This is a genomic window from Pseudomonas sp. NFPP12 (assembly GCF_900103205.1).
Lineage (GTDB): Bacteria > Pseudomonadota > Gammaproteobacteria > Pseudomonadales > Pseudomonadaceae > Aquipseudomonas > Aquipseudomonas protegens.
The window spans coordinates 180,445-198,583 of the sequence record NZ_FMWW01000001.1; the positions used below are offsets into that span (position 1 = coordinate 180,445).

The 18,139-nt window shown below is 67.3% G+C and carries 14 protein-coding genes; 7 read left to right on the forward strand and 7 right to left on the reverse strand.

What is annotated here, in order from left to right; genetic code table 11:
• Window positions 1-52: 52 nt before the first annotated feature.
• The 3 genes from BLS75_RS00740 to BLS75_RS00750 all read left to right on the forward strand — a co-directional run bounded on the left by BLS75_RS00740 (window position 53) and on the right by BLS75_RS00750 (window position 2,992).
• Window positions 53-601: a dihydrofolate reductase family protein gene (locus tag BLS75_RS00740; RefSeq protein WP_072449978.1), complete on the forward strand. Its 549-nt coding sequence runs from the start codon at window positions 53-55 to the stop codon at window positions 599-601.
• Entirely contained in the window at window positions 594-1,136 is a 543-nt protein-coding gene (locus BLS75_RS00745; protein ID WP_072449982.1) for a TetR/AcrR family transcriptional regulator, read from the forward strand. Before BLS75_RS00740 ends, BLS75_RS00745 begins: the two co-directional genes overlap by 8 nt.
• 239 nt (window positions 1,137-1,375) lie before the next feature.
• A complete protein-coding gene (locus BLS75_RS00750) occupies window positions 1,376-2,992 on the forward strand; it encodes a serine hydrolase domain-containing protein (RefSeq protein ID WP_072449984.1) in 1,617 nt (538 codons plus the stop codon).
• Between the two features lie 25 nt (window positions 2,993-3,017).
• Here the strand turns inward: BLS75_RS00750 and BLS75_RS00755 are convergent, their stop codons facing one another.
• From BLS75_RS00755 to fepB, 3 genes are read right to left on the reverse strand one after another with little or no spacing between them, the layout of a single operon-like run.
• Complete coding sequence (locus BLS75_RS00755) at window positions 3,018-4,049, reverse strand: FecCD family ABC transporter permease (protein WP_072449985.1); 1,032 nt, start codon at window positions 4,047-4,049, stop codon at window positions 3,018-3,020.
• Window positions 4,046-5,086: a FecCD family ABC transporter permease gene (locus BLS75_RS00760; RefSeq protein WP_072449987.1), complete on the reverse strand. Its 1,041-nt coding sequence runs from the start codon at window positions 5,084-5,086 to the stop codon at window positions 4,046-4,048. The genes BLS75_RS00755 and BLS75_RS00760 overlap by 4 nt, the downstream gene beginning before the upstream one ends.
• 3 nt (window positions 5,087-5,089) lie before the next feature.
• A complete protein-coding gene (gene fepB, locus BLS75_RS00765) occupies window positions 5,090-5,995 on the reverse strand; it encodes a Fe2+-enterobactin ABC transporter substrate-binding protein (RefSeq protein WP_011061900.1) in 906 nt (301 codons plus the stop codon).
• A gap of 147 nt (window positions 5,996-6,142) precedes the next feature.
• On the opposite strand from fepB, the gene BLS75_RS00770 reads away from it, so the two are divergent.
• Window positions 6,143-6,934, forward strand: coding sequence for an ABC transporter ATP-binding protein (locus BLS75_RS00770; protein WP_072449988.1), 792 nt, complete (start codon window positions 6,143-6,145; stop codon window positions 6,932-6,934).
• A 9-nt stretch (window positions 6,935-6,943) separates the two neighbouring features.
• Here BLS75_RS00770 and BLS75_RS00775 read toward each other — a convergent pair whose 3' ends face one another.
• A complete protein-coding gene (locus tag BLS75_RS00775; protein ID WP_169893601.1) occupies window positions 6,944-7,729 on the reverse strand; it encodes an IclR family transcriptional regulator in 786 nt (261 codons plus the stop codon).
• 270 nt (window positions 7,730-7,999) lie between these two features.
• Here BLS75_RS00775 and BLS75_RS00780 point away from each other — a divergent pair, with 270 nt between their 5' ends.
• The 3 genes from BLS75_RS00780 (at window position 8,000) to BLS75_RS00790 (ending at window position 12,028) form a co-directional block, all read left to right on the forward strand.
• A complete protein-coding gene (locus BLS75_RS00780; protein WP_092214704.1) occupies window positions 8,000-10,093 on the forward strand; it encodes a TonB-dependent receptor in 2,094 nt (697 codons plus the stop codon).
• Between the two features lie 76 nt (window positions 10,094-10,169).
• On the forward strand, window positions 10,170-11,480 hold the full coding sequence (locus BLS75_RS00785) for an NtaA/DmoA family FMN-dependent monooxygenase (protein ID WP_072449992.1): 1,311 nt from the start codon (window positions 10,170-10,172) through the stop codon (window positions 11,478-11,480).
• Between the two features lie 119 nt (window positions 11,481-11,599).
• On the forward strand, window positions 11,600-12,028 hold the full coding sequence (locus BLS75_RS00790; protein WP_072449994.1) for a TOBE domain-containing protein: 429 nt from the start codon (window positions 11,600-11,602) through the stop codon (window positions 12,026-12,028).
• A gap of 28 nt (window positions 12,029-12,056) precedes the next feature.
• Here BLS75_RS00790 and BLS75_RS00795 read toward each other — a convergent pair whose 3' ends face one another.
• From BLS75_RS00795 to BLS75_RS00805, 3 genes are read right to left on the reverse strand one after another with little or no spacing between them, the layout of a single operon-like run.
• Entirely contained in the window at window positions 12,057-15,134 is a 3,078-nt protein-coding gene (locus BLS75_RS00795) for an efflux RND transporter permease subunit (protein WP_011061894.1), read from the reverse strand.
• 8 nt (window positions 15,135-15,142) lie between these two features.
• Window positions 15,143-16,339, reverse strand: a complete 1,197-nt coding sequence (locus tag BLS75_RS00800) for an efflux RND transporter periplasmic adaptor subunit (protein ID WP_072449996.1) — start codon at window positions 16,337-16,339, stop codon at window positions 15,143-15,145.
• A gap of 12 nt (window positions 16,340-16,351) precedes the next feature.
• Window positions 16,352-18,100 (reverse strand): efflux transporter outer membrane subunit, encoded by a 1,749-nt coding sequence (locus tag BLS75_RS00805; protein WP_143031402.1) that lies wholly within the window; start codon window positions 18,098-18,100, stop codon window positions 16,352-16,354.
• Window positions 18,101-18,139: the final 39 nt, after the last annotated feature.

Consider the following 18,139-nt stretch of genomic DNA (forward strand, 5'->3'; position numbering starts at 1 on the left):
TGGCAGCGGTTTATCATACACTGTATGTTTAAGCCCCCAGGAGGCAACGCCCATGGCATTCGGCAAGGTATTCATCGCCACCTCGGTCGATGGTTTCATCGCCCGCAACGACGGTGCCATCGACTGGCTGCCCAGTGGCGAGTCCGGCGAGGACTACGGCTACGGCGCCTTCATGGCGTCGGTGGACGGAATTGTCATGGGCCGTGCTACCTACGACAGCGTGCTGGGTTTCACCCCCTGGCCTTTCGACAAGCCGGTGGTGGTGCTCAGCCGCACCCTCAGCACGCAGGACGTACCGCAGCGCCTGGAGGGCAAAGTACGCATCAGCGCGCTGCAACCGGTGGAGCTGGTGGCGCAGTTGCGGGCCGAGGGCTGGAGAACCGCCTACATCGATGGCGGCACCCTGATTCAAGCCTTTCTCCTGGCCGGGCTGATCGATGAAATGACCCTGACCCGGGTGCCGGTGCTGCTGGGCACGGGCCGCCCCCTGTTCGGCGCACTGCCCCGGGACCTGCACCTGCGCTGCGTCGATTCCCGGTGGTATCCGGATGGGCTGGTGAGCACCCGCTACCGGGTGGAACGAGGCGCCGTCCATGACTGATCGGCCCAAGCGCAGCGGCCGCCCTGCCGCAGGGCGTGAACTGAGCCTGGACCAGGTCCTCGACGTGGGCCTGGAGCTGCTGGAAGAGCTGGGGCCCCAGGGGTTCGGTGGCCGGGCCCTGGCGCGGCAGCTGGGGATTACCCCGATGTCGGTGGCCTACCACGTGGGCGACCAGCGCAACCTGATGCGCCTGCTGGTGGAGCGGGTGCACGCCGAGCCGCTGGCCGAGCCGGCAGCGCAGTTGCCACCCGAGGCAAGAATCCAGGCGCTGTTGGGGGAGTACATGGCCCGGGTCCGCCGCCATCCGGCGCTGACCCTGTGCGTCCTCGGTGACCCGCAGCTGTTCGGCGGCTCCCTGGCCACCTTCAGCCAGCGCTTGCGCGAGGAAGTACGGGCCTTCGATGCAGACCCGGCGCTGTTCGACCTGCTGGTGGACTACAGTCACGGCCACGCCCTGGCGCTGGCCCTGGCCGGGGAGGGCGCGCAGGCGCTGGAGGGCGCTTTCGAAGCGGGGCTGCGCCGCTTGCTGCGCTAAGCGGCTTGCTACAGGGCGCCGGCGAGCATCGCGGCAAAGCGCCGGGCTGGCCATTCCTTGCGGTCCGACACCTGGCCTTTGCCCATTCCAGGGCAATCCTCTCGGCCCGGGCGTTCATTACATCCCTGCACCTTTGTTCACAGAAAATCACCGACCCACGACAGATTCCAACACCGCTGCTGGGGATACTGGCGCCTGCTCCGCCGGAGCGCCAAGGACCGACGTGACTGGAGAACCCCATGCGTAGACTGTTGACCGCCGTGCTGATCTCGACCCTGGGGGCGGCCTCTCTGGTTCGTGCCGATGGACCAGCGCCATTTTCCAAGGTGTTCGAGGATATTTCGGCCGACCAGCCCGGCTGCGCCGCCGGGGTGATGCGCGGCGGCAAAGTGATCTGGAGCGCAGGCTATGGCGCCGCCGACCTGGCCACCGGAGCGGCGATCCAGGCCGATACCCTGTTCAACCTGGCGTCGGTGTCCAAGCAGTTCACCGGCTTTGCCATCCTCCAACTGCAAGCCCAGGGGCGCTTGAGCCTGGAGGACCCGGTGCGGCGCTTTCTGCCGGAGCTGCCGGCCTATGCCCAGGGCATCAGGATCCGTCACCTGTTGCACCACACCTCAGGGCTGCAGGACTACATGCTGCTGGCCGAACTGGCGGGGACTCCCCTGAGCCAGCGCTTTACCCAGCAACAGGCCCTGGACCTGCTGGTGCGCCAGAACAGCCTGATGTTCCCGCCCGGCAGCGAATTCAGCTACAGCAACAGCGGCTACGTCCTGCTGTCGAGCATCGTCGAGCGAGCCAGCGGCCTGTCGCTGAAACACTACTCCCGGGCGAACATCTTTTTGCCCCTGGGCATGGATCACTCAAGCATCGTCGATCAGTACCCGGTGCAGTTGCCGAACCTGGCCCGGGGCTATGAACCGGGCGGGCAGGGCAAGGCCCAGGTGGCGGTGGATGCGCGCTGGGAGCAGACCGGCGACGGCCAGGTGCACAGCAATGTGGTGGACCTGATGCGGTGGTTGCGCAACCTGTCCACCGGGCGGGTCGGGGGCAAGGCGCTGGTGGAGAACATGCGCCAGACCGAGCCCCTGAACGACGGTGATCCCGGCTATTACGGCATGGGCCTTGCCAACCGCAGCTATCGCGGGCTGCAAGAGCTGTCCCACAGCGGCGGCTGGGCCGGTTTCAACACCGACGTGGCCTGGTACCCCAAGCTCGATGTGGCCACGGTGGTGCTGTGCAACAGCGATGACGGCCGTGCCTCGGAGCGCGGCCGCCAGTTGCTCGATACCCTGCTGGGCTCGCCGGCGCCGTCCGGGGAAGCGGACATTCCGCCGCCACCCCCGAGCATCCGGGCGCTGCCCAAGGCCTCGCTGAAAACGCTGGTGGCCGGCACCTACCTGGACGATGGCGGCCATCAGTTGCAGCTGCGGCGCAGCGGCAAGGGTTGGAGCCTGGAAACCTTCCCCGACGTCCTGCCGCTGACCCGGCAGAGCGATGAGGTGCTGGTGGCGGACAACGACGGCACCCCGATCTACCTCGCGGCGACCTCGGGAGGGCGGATCGCGCTCAACAACCCGGCCTCGACCTATGCCCTGGCCCCGCCCTGGAAGCCCGATGATATCCGCCCCTACGTCGGCCTCTATACCCTAGAAACCAGCCCCGGACAGCTCAAGGTCCATGCCCGGCAAGGCAAGCTTTATGTACGCATCGGCCTGTACACCTACCCGATGCAGCCCCTGACCGCTGAGCGTTTCAGCGCCGGGGAACTGGGGGTGCTCAGCTTTGCCGAGCAAGGCGCGGTGCTGACCAGCAGCGTGGCGCGCCACTTGAGGTTTCGCAAGGTGGCGCAGTAGTGTCCCGGCCCCAATTGTGGAGCCCTCAAACCCGCCGGCTGCGACCCAGCAACCACAACAGGTAGAAGCTTCCCAGCAGGCCGGTCATCAGGCCGATGGGCAGGTTGGCGTGGAACGCCAGGCGCTGGCTCAGCAGGTCTGCGGCCAGGAGCAATACCGCGCCCATCAGCGCGCCCGACCCCAGCGGCACGTCGGCGCTGCGGGTCAGGCGCCGGGCCAGTTGCGGGCCGGCCAGGGCGATAAAGGCGATGGGCCCGGCAGCGGCGGTGGCGATGGCAGTGAGGCCGACGGCGGCCAGGACCATGATCAATCGGGTGCGCTCCACCGCGACCCCCAGTTGGCTGGCGGTGGCGTCGCCCATTTCCAGCAGGTTGATGCGCCGTGCGTGGTACAGGGCGATCGGGGCGATCAGCAGCAGGCCCAGGGCCGCCGGCAGTACATGGGACCAGGTGCGGGTGTTCAGCGAGCCGGCCAGCCACAGTTGGGCGAACATCGCCTGGTCGAGGTTACCGCTGACCAGCAGGATGCTGTTCAGGCCGGACAGGCTGGCGCCCACGCCGATGCCCACCAGCACCAGGCGATAACCCCCGCTGCTGTGGCCGTTTCGCGCCAGCAGCAACACCAGCAGGGCGGTGCCCAGGCCGGCCGCCACTGCCGCCAGGGACGTGGCCAGGGGGCCGGCATCGAACAGCATGATCTGCACGATGGCGCCACTGGCGGCGCCGGTGGTGAAGCCGATCACGTCCGGCGAGCCCAGGGCATTGCGCGAGATCGACTGGAAGATCGCCCCGGCCATGCCCAGTGCCGCGCCCACCAGGGTCGCGGTCAGGGCCCGGGGCAGGCGCACGCGTTGCAGCACCCGCTGGGCGGTGGGGTCCTGGCCCTGGCCCAGCAGGTTGGCCAGCACCTGTTCCGGGCCCAGTGACAGGCTGCCGGTACCCAACAGCAGCGCCCAGAGCAGCAGCATCGCCACCAGCAGCACGGCGCAGACCAGGGACGTACGCGGTTGCCAGCGCAGCGAGAGCGAGCCCAGGCGCAGGGCCTTGAGCCCCTTCACAGGCGGCTCAGGCGAAAGCGCCTGACCAGTACGATGAAGCACGGCCCACCCAGCAGCAGGCTGATGATGCCGGCGGCGATTTCTTCCGGCGCTGCCACCACCCGGCCGAGCACGTCGGCCCCCAGCAGCAGGCCGGCGGCCAGTAGCGCCGAGTAGGGCAGGATCCAGCGGTAGTCGGTGCCCACCAGCATCCGCGCCAGATGGGGCGCCACCAGCCCGACAAAACCGATCGGCCCGGCCACGGCGGTGGCGGCACCGGCCAGCAGCATCACCGCCAGGCAGGCCAGTAGCCAGGTCAGGCGCAGGTTCACTCCCAGGGCGCGCCCCAGGTCCTGGCCCAGGGCCAGGGCGTTGAGCTGGGCGGCGATCCCCAGGGCCAGGGCCAGGCCCAGCGCGATGGCCAGGGCCGGAACCTGCAGCAGGGCGAAGCCGCTGCCGGACAGCGAGCCCGCGGCCCAGTGGCGAAAGTGATCGAAGACCTCGGGCGGGCTGTTGAGCACGATGATCCCGGTCAGTGAAGTCAGCATCACCGACAGTCCGGCGCCGGCCAGCACCAGGCGCACCGGGTTGGTCCCGGTCTCATGGGCCTGCCCCAGCAGGAACACCACCACTCCCGCCAGCCCGGCGCCGCCGAACGCCAGCCACAGGTACTCGGCCAGGCTGGTCAAGTGCAGCAGCGCCACGCCGCCGATCACCGCCACGGCGGCGCCGGCATTGATGCCCAACAGGCCCGGTTCGGCCAGCGGGTTGCGAGTCACCGCCTGCATCACCGCGCCGGCCCCCCCCAGGGCGAGGCCGGCCAGCAGGGCGATCAGGGTCCGGGGCAGGCGCAGTTCACGCAGGATCAGGTGCTGGTCATTGTGCAGGTCGGGTGCCTGCAACGCTTGCCAGGTCACGCTCAGGGGGATCGTCCGGGAGCCGATGGCCAGGCTCAGCAGGGCCAGCACCAGCAACAGCAGCAGCCCGGCCAGCAGGCCCCAGGTGCGGTGGTGAGGGCGCGACAGCGGTCGGGCCAGGGGCTGGGCAACGAGGTTCATGGCTTAGCGAAAGTGCGCGGCGACGGCATCGATCATCTGCCGTCCCGAGTAATAGTCGATGCGAAACGAACTCGGGCCCAGGGCATACACCCGCCGGTTGATCACCGCTGGCAGGTTGGCCAGCACCGGGTCGGCGAGGAACGCCTGCACGTCGCCGTCGGTGGCGCTGAGCAGGAACACGCTGTCACCGGTGATCGCCGCCGGCAGGTTTTCCCGGGAGATGAACTGGAAGTCCGACGCCCGGGTGACCTTGCCCGCCAGCGCCTCGGGCAGCTCCGCGACCTTGAAGCCAAGAGCGCCGAGCAGCCGGGCCTGGGGGCTGTTCAGGCGGCCGATGGAATAGCTGCCGGCAATGTTGTAGCCCACCACGCTCACCGGCCCCGGGGGCGGGGTGATGCGGGCGGCGGTTTGCGCGGTGTACTGGTCGAAGCGCTGGATCGCCGCCCGGGCCTGTTGCTCCAGGCCGGTGCGCTGGCCCAGGGCGGTGGCGATGTCTTGCCAGCTCTGGTTCGAGTAGTCCACCACCAGGGTCTCCAGGCCCTGGGCCTGCAGCTCGCTGCGGTGGGCGACCACGCTGTCGGCGCCGGTGGCGGACACCACCAGCAGGTCCGGGTCAGCGGCGATCACCGCTTCGATATCGAATTGCAGGTTGCGGTACAGCACCGCCACGCCGCGCTGCCTGGCCACTTCTGCCCACTGGGAAAAGAACCCGCGCTCATCGGTGAGGCGGCTGGGGGTGGTGGCGGCGCTGGCCACCAGCGGCGCATCCATGGCCAGCAGGATCCCGGTGACGCTGGGGCTGGTGGAGACGATACGGGTGGGGGTGGTGCTTGCCCCGAGGGCCAGCTGGCAGCTCAGGGCCAGGACCGCTGCACTGAGCAGCCGGGCGCAAAGGCGTGGGTTCATCATCGATCCATCGGACGGTAAAGGGTGGGGCGCAGGGGCCTGAACAGCAGAACCATATGATAATGCTTCTCATGCAATGCGTTCCATATTGTAGAATCCATTCCGCAATTGCAATACTGCAAGCGCTTGTCTCCCAAGGAAAACCCCGCCATGACTCACCGTTTGCACGCCGATGCCGTGACCTTGCGCCACGACGCGCGAATCATTTCCCAGGGCCTGTCCCTGAGCATTCCCGACGGCTCGTTCACGGTCATTGTCGGGCCCAACGCCTGTGGCAAATCCACCTTGCTGGCGGCGTTGTCCCGGCTACTGGCACCGGCCGAAGGGCGGGTGGTGCTCGATGGCAAGGACATCCGCCAACTGCCGGCCCGGGAAGTGGCCCGGCGCCTGGGCCTGCTGCCGCAAAGCGCCATGGCGCCGGATGGCATCAGCGTTGCCGAACTGGTGGCGCGCGGGCGCTATCCGCACCAGTCGTTGCTGCGCCAGTGGTCGAAGGAGGATGAGCAGGCGGTGCGCGGGGCGATGGCCGCGACCCGGGTCGAGGCGCTGGCCGAACGCTTGCTGGACGAGTTGTCCGGCGGCCAGCGCCAGCGGGTGTGGATCGCCATGGTGCTGGCCCAGGAAACGCCGATCCTGCTGCTGGACGAGCCCACCACCTACCTGGATATCGTCCATCAGATCGAGCTGCTGGAGCTTTTGGCCGAGCTCAACCGCCAGGGCCGGACCATCGTCGCGGTGCTGCATGACTTGAACCAGGCCTGCCGCTATGCCAGCCATCTGATCGCCCTGCGCGACGGCGCCATCGTCGCCCAGGGCGCGCCGGCGGCGATCTTCACCGAGGCCCTGGTGGAGCAGGTGTTCGGCCTGGCCTCGGTGATCATCCGCGACCCGGTCAGCGGCACGCCGTTGATGGTGCCCAAGGGCCGGATCGCCCCGGCCTGAAGCCACGGCTCAGGGGCGCGCCGGCAACGCTTCCTGGGGCACGCGCTGGCCACCGGTGGCCTGATTGACCTGGGCCGCTTCATGGAACAGCGCATCGCGGTCTTGCGGGGCCTGCAATTGTCCCAGGTCAGTGACTGTGGTCATCACGCAGACGATCTCCTGCTGGGCGTCGAATACCGGCGCGGCCTGCCCGGTGACGTTGGACAGCAGGTGGCTGGTGAGTTCGGCCCAATGCCGGCGTCGTACCTCGTCGAGCACCGCGGCACTGGGCGGGGTGCCGCGAAAATGCGCCGGCTGCTGCTTGCGCGCCGCGTCGATCACGGCCTTGGGCAGAAAGGCCTGGAACACCAGGCCGCAGGCGGTGTTGTCGATGGGCAGGATGTCCCCCAGGGCCAGGGGGTTGATGGAGAAATAGGCGCTGCGGTACCAGCGCACCAGGGTCGGCCCGCGGTCGGTCCAGATCGCCACGCCCCCGCTGGCGGCATGCCGCTGGGCCAGGGCTTTCATGCGCTGGGCGGCGATGTCCACCGCATCGATGCGCTTGAGCGCGCCAATGCCGATGCTCAGGGCCGCCGGGCCCAGGTCGTACAGGCCACTGAGCGGGTCCTGCTTGGCCAGCCCTTCCTTGACCAGGCTTTGCAGGTAGCGGTGGGCGGTGGAGCCACCCGTGCCGGTGCGCCGGGCCACTTCCCCCAGGGCCAGCTCGCCCTCGGCATTGGCCAGGGTGTTGAGAAAACGCGCGGCGATCGACACCGACTGGATCACCCCGGAACGTTTTTCCGGCGGTGCATCCAGGGTCTCGTCCAACGGGGGCTGCGAACTGTTCAACGGCTGGGTCTCCTCACCAATGTCTGGCCGCGTGGGGTACGCAGGCTACGGCCTGCGCGGCGCTGGCGCTAGCGGCGGCCATGATACCGGTTCCACCGCCTGCCTGGGACGGGGGAATGCGCCCGGGCCAAAAGTGTAGATCATTCCAATTTGCAGAATGTATTCCGTATTGAGGAATGTCATGGCAGCGTGATAGCCTAATCGTGAAAGAGGATCATTCTCATTTGGAAGGAAGTTTTGATGGCCCTTACGCACCGCACATTCAGTCACGGTATTGGCGTTCTCACCTTGTCCACCCTGCTGGCGAGCCCGCCGCTGATGGCCGAGGACAGCAGGCAGCCGGACAAGCCAGGGAAAGCCAGCCTGGCCCTGGAATCGCTGGTGGTCACCGGTGAGAAACTCGACCGCGAGCTGAAGGACACCGCCTCCTCGGTGTCGATCATCACCGACCGCGATATCGACCAGAACAAGACCGGCGATGCGTCGGTGTCGGAGGTCATCAACGGCAGCCCCAACGTGATCTACACCGATTCGGTGGGCGCGCCGATCATCCGCGGCCAGGACACCCAGGGCCCGAACAACGGGCAGAACGTGTTCTGGGGCGGTACGGTGCCGCGGGCCACCATCAACCTGGACGGCCACTACCTGAACTACAACGAGATGTTCTTCGGCGCGACCTCGGTCTGGGACCTGGACAGCATCGAGGTGTTCCGCGGCCCGCAGACCACCTCCCAGGGCGCCAATGCGATTGCCGGGGCGATCATCGTCAACACCAAGAACCCGACCTTCACCCCCGAGGCGGCCTACCAGGCGGAGATCGGCAGCTACCACTCGCGGCGCAGTTCGGTGGCGGTGTCCGGGCCCCTGGCCCAGGACTTTGCCGGGCGCCTGGCAGTGGACTATTCGGCCCGCGACACCTTCATCGACTACGACAACCCGAAGTTCCAGGGCGGCAAGACCGACCAGGATTTTCGCAACCTCAATGCCCGGGCCAAGCTGCTGTGGTTGCCCACCGACATTCCAGGGCTGGAAAGCCAGTTCACCTTCGCCCACAACGACAGCAACCGCCCGACCCAGGAAGCCGCCTCGGCGCCGTTCCACAAGCTGGAGCACAGCTCCACCACCATGCCGTCCTGGGAACAGGACACCAACACCAGCATCCTCGACGTCTCCTATGAGCTGGGTAATGGCCTCAAGCTGTTCAACCAGGCGCAGTATTCGCTGTCGTCGGTGCACCGGGTGACCGGGGCGGCGGGCGAGGGCGATGCCGACATCCACCAGAAGAACGCCTCCAACGAGTCGCGCCTGACCTTCGGTGAGAAAGAGGACCTGCTCAGTGGCATGGGCGGGATCTACTACGCCCGCACCCGCACCGACGAAACCCTCAACCTGCGGGGGCGTTCGGCCTTCGACGACACCAAGACCAACCTGGGGATCTTCGGCGAGCTCAACTACCGGCTCACCGACCTGTGGACCCTGAGCACCGGCCTGCGCTACCAGCAGGACCACATCGAGCGCACGGGCAACTCGGTGCTGGCTCCCGGCGCGCTGAACTACGACAAGACCTTCTCCACCGTGCTGCCCAAGGTTTCCCTGGCCTACGCCGCCACCCCGCACTGGACCGTCGGTGGCCTGGTCAGCCGGGGCTACAACCCGGGCGGTGTGTCGCTGAACCTGACGACCCGGCAATGGGCCTATTTCAAGGAAGAGTCGATCTGGAACTATGAGCTGTTCAGCCGCGCGAGCTTTCTCGACGACCGCCTGCTGATCAACACCAACCTGTTCTACATGGATTTCAAGGACGCCCAGTACAACATCCCGGTGGTGATTTCGCCGGGGGTGGCACAGTCCTACACCATCAACGCCGAGAAGGCCCACGCCTATGGCCTGGAGCTGGATCTGGACTATCGCCTGCTGGACAACCTGCGGCTCAAGGCCAGCGCCGGTACCTTGCGCACCCGCATCGACAAGATTTCCAGCAACGCCGACTACGCCCACAACGAGTTTGCCCGCTCGCCGGGCTACACCCTGAGCTTCGGCCCCAGCTGGGACATCACCGAGCGCCTGAACCTCAATGCCCAGGTGCGCTACCTGGACGGCTACTACTCGGATACCGCCAACACCTCGGCCTATTCGATCAAGCCCTACACCCTGACCGATGCGCGCATGAGCTACCGCTTCAACGACCAGGTGCAGCTCTACGGCTACGTCAAGAACGTCTTCGACGACCGCTCGCCCACCTACATGCAGCAGAACCGCGGCATCGGCGGCATCGAGGCCAGCATGACCCAGCCACGGACCCTGGGCATCGGCGTCAAAGGGGCGTTCTGAGGCCCCCGGGAACCCGTCGCCGGCCGCCCTCCGAGGCGCTGCCGGCGTTCATTCGTACACAGGAGATTGGCAACAGATGAGTAACCGCAAACGCCTGCATATCGGCATGTCCCTGGCCCCCACCTGGCTCAGTGGCGATGCCTGGCGCCAGCCCGACAGCAATATCGAAGGCATCTACAGCGCCGACTTCGCCGTGGACATCGCCAAGCGTTCCGAGGCCGCGCACCTGGATTTCGTGTTCCGCCCCGACGTCAGTTGCCTGAACATGGACGGCCTGGAAAGCGGCTCGGGTTTCGCCAGCCTCGATCCCACGGTGCTGCTGGCGTGCATCGCCCGGGAGACGTCCCGCATCGGCCTGGTGTCCACCGTTTCCACCACCTTCTTCCCGCCCTATGTGGTGGCGCGCCAGTTGCAGTCGCTGCATTGGGTGAGCAACGGCCGCGCCGGCTGGAACATCGTCACCGCCTTGCAGGGCCACGAGAACTTCGGCCTGGAGGCCATGCCCGGCGCGGATGAGCGCTATGCCCGGGCGGCAGAGTTCACCCGCCTGGTGCACGACCTGTGGGCCAGCTACCCCAACCAGGCGCTGCTACTGGACCGGGAGAACGGCCGTTACGCCGATCGCAGCCAGGTGCACCCGGTGGACCATGCCGGCGAGCACTTCCGGGTGCGCGGCCCGCTCAACCTGCCGGCGTTCGGCAAGGCACGGATTCCCCTGGTCCAGGCCGGCGCCTCGGACACCGGTCGCGACTTTGCCGCCTCGGTGGCCGACCTGGTGTTCGCCCCGACCCCGGACAAGGATGCGGCCCTGGAACTGCGTCGCGACCTCTCGCAACGGGCCCGGCGCCACGGCCGCCGCCCCGAGGACATCCGCCTGCTGCCGGGCCTGAGCCTGTACCTGGCGCCGACCCGGGAACAGGCCCGCGAGCTGTTCATGCAAACCCACGGGCGCCCGGACAACGCGCGCAAGTTCGCCTCGATCCAGCAGATGATCGGCCTCGATTTAAGCGACTGGCCCCTGGACCGCCCGGTGAGCGCCGCCGACCTGCCGGCCCCGGTGCACAACCCCGGCAGCCGTACCCACACCAACCTGCTGCGGCGGTTGATCGAGCGCGAAACCCTGCGCCTGGACGAACTGCTGCTGCGCCCGGAAGTGATTTCCGCGGCCCACTGGCAAGTGATAGGCACCGCCGAAGATGCATTTGCACAGATCGTGGAATGGGCCGAGGCCGGCGCCATGGACGGCTTTATCGCCGCGCCGGGGGGGGCGATTCGTTCGATGCACATTTTCCTGGAACAGGTGATACCGATGCTGGTGGAGGCGGGGCTGTTTCGCGAGCGCTATAGCGGCACGACCTTTATCGAACACCTGCAAGAGCAGGATTGACCCGGGGCCTGCGAGAAATATCCGGCTTTGGGTGGCGGGCGCTATGGTTGTTTCTCCACAACGTGCGCCCGGATCATGCCGGGCGATCCTAACCCCGCAGTCAACAAAAGGAATGCAACATGAAAGTCAGTGCACGCAACGTGTTCAAAGGCCGGGTCAGCCAGGTGGAAGAGGGTTCGGTCAACGCCGAGGTGGTGCTGTCCCTGGAGGGCGGCGAGCAACTGGTGGCGGTGGTGACCCTGCAAAGCCTGCGTAGCCTGGGCATCGCCCCGGGCACCGAGGCCCTGGCCCTGGTCAAGGCACCCTGGGTGATGCTCATGACCGATGCCGAGGGCATCCGCCTGTCCGCTCGCAACTGCCTGCAGGGCAAGGTGATCAGCGTCACCGATGGTACGGTCAACGCCGAAGTGGTGCTGGAGCTCAGCGGCGGCAGCCAGGTGTATTCCATCGTCACCCGCGATGCGGTGACCGAACTGGGCCTGGCCCCGGGCGTCAGCGCCACGGCGGTGATCAAGGCGTCCCACATCATCCTGGGCGTGCCGGCCTGATACCCGGCGGTTTCGATCGAGCAGGGGTTCAGGCGCTGTCGGAAGCTCCGGCATCCGCCTGCGCCCCCGGGTTCTCGATGCTTGCGGCAGAGTGCGTACTGCCAATGAACAGGTACATGGCCGGCACCATGAACAGGGTCAGCAGGGTGCCGATGGACAGCCCGGCAAAGATCACCAGGCCCATGTCGTGGCGGCCCGCCGCGCCGGCGCCGGAAGCCCAGACCAGCGGCACCACCCCCAGGACCATGGCCGCGGTGGTCATCAGGATCGGCCGCAGGCGCACCGCGGCGGCTTCTTCGATGGCTTCGCGCTTATTGTGTCCGGCGCGCTGCAATTGGTTGGCGAACTGCACGATGAGGATCCCGTGCTTGGTGATCAGCCCCAGCAGCGTCACCAGCCCGACCTGGGTGTAGACGTTGATCGAGGCGAACCCCATGGTGATGAAGGCCAGGGCGCCGAACAGCGCCGGCGGCACCGAGAACAGGATCACCACCGGGTCGCGGTAGCTCTCGAACTGGAACGCCAGGGCCAGGTAGACGATCAGGATCGAGAACAGCAGCAGGCCGACGAACCCCCCCGATTCCTGGATGAACTGCCGTGATTCGCCGGCGTAGTCGCTGGAGTAACCGGACGGCGCCACCTGTTCCAGAATGCCCTTGAGCCGGGCCAGCAACTCGCCCTGGGACACGCCGCTGACCCCGGACAGGGTCGCCGAGTTGAGCTGCTGGAAGTGGTTGACCGACTCAGGCTCGGTGGAGGTTTCGATATGGGCCACGGTGCGCGCTGCAATCATCGCCCCCGACGGGGTACGGATGTAGTAGTCGAGGATCTGTTCGGGGTTCAGCCGGTCCACCTGCAGCACCTGGGGGATCACCTTGTAGGAGCGCCCGGCGGTGGAAAAGTAGTTCACATAGTTGCCCCCCAGGGCCGCCGAGAGCGCGGCGCCGACGTCGGCCTGGGTCATGCCCAGGGCGGCGATCTTTTCCCGGTCCACCACCAGCTTGGCCTGGGGCTTGTCGAGCTTGAGGTCCAGGTCGGAAAACCAGAACAGCTGCTGCTTGGTGGCCTCGGCCAGTACCGCCTGGGCCACCTCGTTGAGGTTGGCCACCGACTCGGTGGTGCTGATCACGAACTGCACCGGCAGGCCCTGGGCGCCGGGCAGCGAGGGCAGGGGGAAGGCGGCGATGGTGGCGCCGGGCACCTGGTTCCACTTCTGTTGCAGGTCGAGGATCAACTGCGCCTGGGAGCGGTCACGATCCTCCCAGGACTTGAGCAGCACCCCGCCCAGGCCCTGGTTCAGCGAGGGCAGGCCGGTGAGCTGGAACATCTGCAGGTACTCGGGCTCCTTGTTGGCGATCTGGAACGCCTGGTCGGCAATCCACTCCATCTGCTGCGGCGAGGCGGTGGGCGCGCCCTTGATCTGCATGAACACCAGACCCTGGTCCTCGGTGGGCGACAGCTCGCTCTTGGCGGTCAGGCCACTGGCGGCCACCAGCACGAACAGCAGGAAGCCGAAGGTCACCAGCACCGGCCAGCTATCCAGCCCGGCCGCCAGCACCCGGTGGTAGCGCCCCCGCAGCCAGTCGAAGTAGCGGTCCAGGCGCTTGGCGAACCGGCCTTCCTCCTGGCCGCTCTTGAACAGCCGCGAGGTCATCATTGGCGACAGGGTCAGGGCGATCACCGCCGACACCGTCACTGCGCCGGCCAGGGAAAAACAGAACTCCTTGAACAGCGCCCCGGTCAGGCCGCTGCGCAGGCCGATGGGCACGTAGGCGGCGATCAGCACCACGGTCATGGCGATGATCGGGCCGCCCAGCTCGCGGGCCGCCAGCAGCGCCGCCTCCAGTACGCCGCGGCCTTGCTCCTTGATATGCCGGTCGACGTTTTCCACCACGATGATGGCGTCGTCCACCACAAGACCGATGGCCAGCACCAGGGCCAGCAGGGTCAGCAGGTTGATGGAATAACCCAGCAGGTACATGACGAAGAAGGTGCCCACCAGCGACAGCGGGATCGCCACCAGCGGCACGATCACCGCACGGAACGAGCCGAGGAACAGGTAGATCACCACCGAGACGATGATCATGGCTTCCACCAGGGTCTTCACCACCTCGAAGATCGAGGTGTTGATGAAGGCCGTGGAGTCGTAGACGATCTCGCCGCGCACCCCGGCCGGCAGTTGCGATTGCAGTTCGGGGAAGGCTTTGCGCACGTTGTCGGCGACGTTGAGGATGTTGGCGGTGGGCGCTGCCTTGATGCCGATGAACACCGAGCGCTTGCCGGAGAAAGCCACGCTGCTGTCGTAGTTTTCCGCCCCCAGGGTGACGTTGCCCAGGTCCTCCAGGTACACCAGGGCGTCGCCGTTGTGCTTGACCACCAGGCGCTTGAATTCGTCCACCGTGTGCAGGTCGGTGCCGGCGGTGAGGTCCACGGTGATCATCTGCCCCTTGGTGGAGCCCACGGCGGACAGGTAGTTGTTGTTGCCCAGAGCCGTGGCCACGTCCTGGGCGGTGACGTTGTGGGCCGCCAGCTTGTCCGGGTCGAGCCAGGCCCGCAGGGCGAACTGGCGGCCGCCGAGGATCTCTGCGGTCTGCACGCCTTCCAGGGAATCGAGCTTGGGCTTGACCACCCGCACCAGGTAGTCGGTGATGTTGTTGGTGGCCAGGGTGTCGCTGTAGAACCCCAGGTACATGGCGTCGGTGGTCTGGCCCACCGCTACCGTCAGCACCGGTTCCTGGGACTGGGCCGGCAACTGGTTCTTCACCGAGTTGACCTGGGTGTTGATCTCGGTCAGCGCCTTGCTGGAGTCGTAGTTCAGGCGCAGGGTCGCGGTAATGGTGGAGAGCCCGGTGATGCTGGTGGACGACAGATAGTCGATGCCCTGGGCCTGGGCGATGGCGGCCTCCAGGGGCTGGGTAATGAAGCCGGCCACGGTGGCGGCGTCGGCCCCGTAGTAATAGGTGCTGATGGTGACCACGGTGTTTTCCGTGCGCGGCCACTGGTTCACCGGCAGCTCGAAGATCGAGCGCAGGCCCAGGATCAGGATGAACAGCGAGACCACCACGGCCCAGACCGGACGCTTGATAAAGGTATCGGTGAAGTTCATGGCGGGCCCTAGTGCTCTTGCGGCGTCGGCGAAGGATCGTTGCGCGGCGCGTGGCTGTTGTCGACTTTCACCGGCGAGCCGTTTTTGAGTTTCATCTGGCCGCTGGTGATCACCAGGTCGCCTTCCTTGACCCCTGACAGCACCGCCACCTGGTCGCCACGGTTGGGGCCGGTTTCGATGAAGGTCTGCTGCGCGGTGAGCACTGCGTCGCCCTGGTCGTTGTTCTTCTGGCTGGCGATGAACACCGTGGTGCCGTAGGGGTTATAGGTGACCGCGGTCTGGGGCAGGGTCAGGTAACGCTGGGTGCCGCCGGAGGCCACCACGGCCCGGGCGAACATGCCGGGCACCAGGCTGCGCTTGGGGTTGTCGATGGTGGCTTCCACCGTGACGTTGCGGGTGTTGGGGTCGAACTGGGTGTCGATGGAGCTGACCCGGCCGGTGAACGTCTGTTTGGGCAGGCCGTCGGCGCTGACCGTGACGCTCTGGCCCAGGGCCACCTGCTGCACCTGGGCCTGGGGCACGTTGAAGTCGATGTAGATCGGGTCGAAGGTCTGCAGGTTGGCGATCTTGTCCCCCGGGTTGAGGTATTGCCCGGGGTTGACCGCGGTGATGCCGATGCGCCCGGCAAAGGGCGCGCGGATGCTCTTCTTCGCCACCAGCGCGCGCTGCTGTTCGGCAGCGGCCAGCTTGGCCTTGAGGTCGGCTTCGTCGGCCTCGACCAGGGCCTGGGACACCGCGCTCACCTTCAGTTGCGCCCGGTCGCGCTTGAGCACCGTGCCGGCCAGGGCCGCGGTGGCTTCCAGGGAATGCAACTGGGCGATGTCGGAGTCGGCATTCAACTGCACCAGCAGGTCGCCGGCGGCTACTTCCTGGCCGGGCTTGAAGCCGATGCTGCGCACGATGCCGCCGACCTCGGTGGTCACGTCCACCCCGCGCACGGTCTTCATCGAGCCCACCGCGGAGACGCTGGGCTGCCACTCTTCGTACTGGGCCTTGATGGCGGTAACCACCGCGGGCGGCAGGGGCACCTTGGCCTGGGCGATCAGCTTGGAGATCTGCGCGAACTTGACCCCGCCGATCACCGCGACGATCAGCAGCACCACGCCGAGCATGATCAGCATCGGCCGCAGCAGCCGGCGCTTGCGCGGCGCCTGGGGGACCGTGCCGGGGTGCGCAGGGGAGGGGCTGGAGTGGACATCGGCCATGGCGGATCTCACTTAAGGCAAGGGTGCAGGTCGAGTGGACGGCGCGGCGGCTGCCGGCCCCTGGAGCCGGCCCGGCTGGCCGGCTTGAGCCTGTTCGCGGTGCTGGGCCGCGGGCGGCGGGTACATCTCCTTGAGCGACGGCCAGCCGAAACGATCGGGGCTGCCGAGGCTGTCGGGGTCGACATCCTGGCGCTGCCACCAGCCGCCCCCCAGGGCCTGGAACAGCGCCGTGGTGTCGCTATAGCGGGCGGCCTGGGCCCGCACCCGGCTGACAATCGCGTTCTGGTAGGTCTGCTGCGCAGTCAGCAGGTTCAGGTAGCCCACCGCGCCCAGGCGGTACTGGGCCTGGGCCAGGTCCAGGCTCTGGCGCGCGGCGGTCTCGGCCAGCACTTGTTGTTGCAGGGCCTCGGCGTCGGCCTGCAGGGCACGCAGGGCATTGGCTACGTCCTGGAAGGCGGTGATCACCGTGCCGCGATAGCGCGCTGCGGCCTGGTCATAGGCGGCCACCGCGGCGCGCTTGCGATGCTCCAGGGCGCCGGCGTCGAACAACGGCTGGGCGATGGAGCCGGCCAGGCTCCAGACCCCGGTGCCGGAGGAAAACAGTTTGGTGCCCGCCAGCGCCGTGGAGCCCAGGGAACCGGTAATGCTGAACTGCGGCAACTGGTTGGCGATGGCCACGCCGATATCGGCGCTGGCCTGATGCAACTGGGCCTCGGCGGAACGCACGTCGGGCCGCTGCTCGACGATGGCCGAAGGCAGGCTCAGGGGCAGTTCCTCGGGCAGGTGCAGGGAGGCCAGCTGGAAGTGTTCGCCACGGTCCTGGCTGGGGAAGCGACCCAGGTAGGCCTGCAACTGGTTGCGGGCCTGGGCCAGCTGTTTCTGCAAGGGCGGCAGGGTGGCGCGGGTCTGGGCCAGGGTCGCTTGCTGGGTCAGCAGATCGCTGTCGCCGATGGCACCCAGTCGACGCTGGGCCTGCAGCAGGTCGAGCTGGTCGCTCTGCAGGCGAATCACGGTTTCGGTGGCGGCGATCTGGTCACGGATCGAGGCCAGGCTGATGGCGGTGTTCACCAGGTTGGCGGTCAGGGTCAGGTAGGTCGCCTCCAGCTGGTAGCGCTGGTAGTCGGCCTGGGCACCGCTGGCCTCGATCTGCCGGCGGGTGCCGCCAAACACGTCGGGGGCGTAGGACACACTCAGGGACGCCGAGTTGACCGTGAAGATCTGCGCCGCAGAGCCCCCGGCCGCTGCCGCACCGCCGCTGGAGCCCAGGGCGCTGGCGGCGGACACCTTCTCGCGGGTTTTCGAGGCCGAGGCGCTGAGGGAGGGAAACAGCGACGCCTGTTCGGCGTACAGCAGTTCATTGGCCTGGCGCAGCGCGGCCTGGGCGGCGTCGATATCCGGGTTGGCCTGCAGCGCTTCCTGCACCAGGGCATCGAGTTGCGGCGAGCGGAACAGCCTCCACCACTGCCCGGGAATGTCCATGCCGTTCACCAGTCGCTGCGCCGCGCCACCGGCGGCGACCCCCGCCGTGACGGTGCCGGGCGGCAGGGGCGTGGCGCTGTAGCCGGCGTCCCGGCTCAGTTCCGGGCGGCTGAAATCCGGCCCCACGGCGCAGCTGGCGAGGGCTGCGATGCAGATCAGGTTCAGGGACGAGCGGGCAAGCGACAGAAGAGACAGGTGCCCAGAGGATTTTCGACCGGTACCTTCGTCCCTGTGAGGACACCGGCCGCCAGTGGCTACAGGCAGCAGCTGTGGCTTGTTCATATTCTCTCTAATTGAGCAATCAGTGAGTGAGTTCAACGG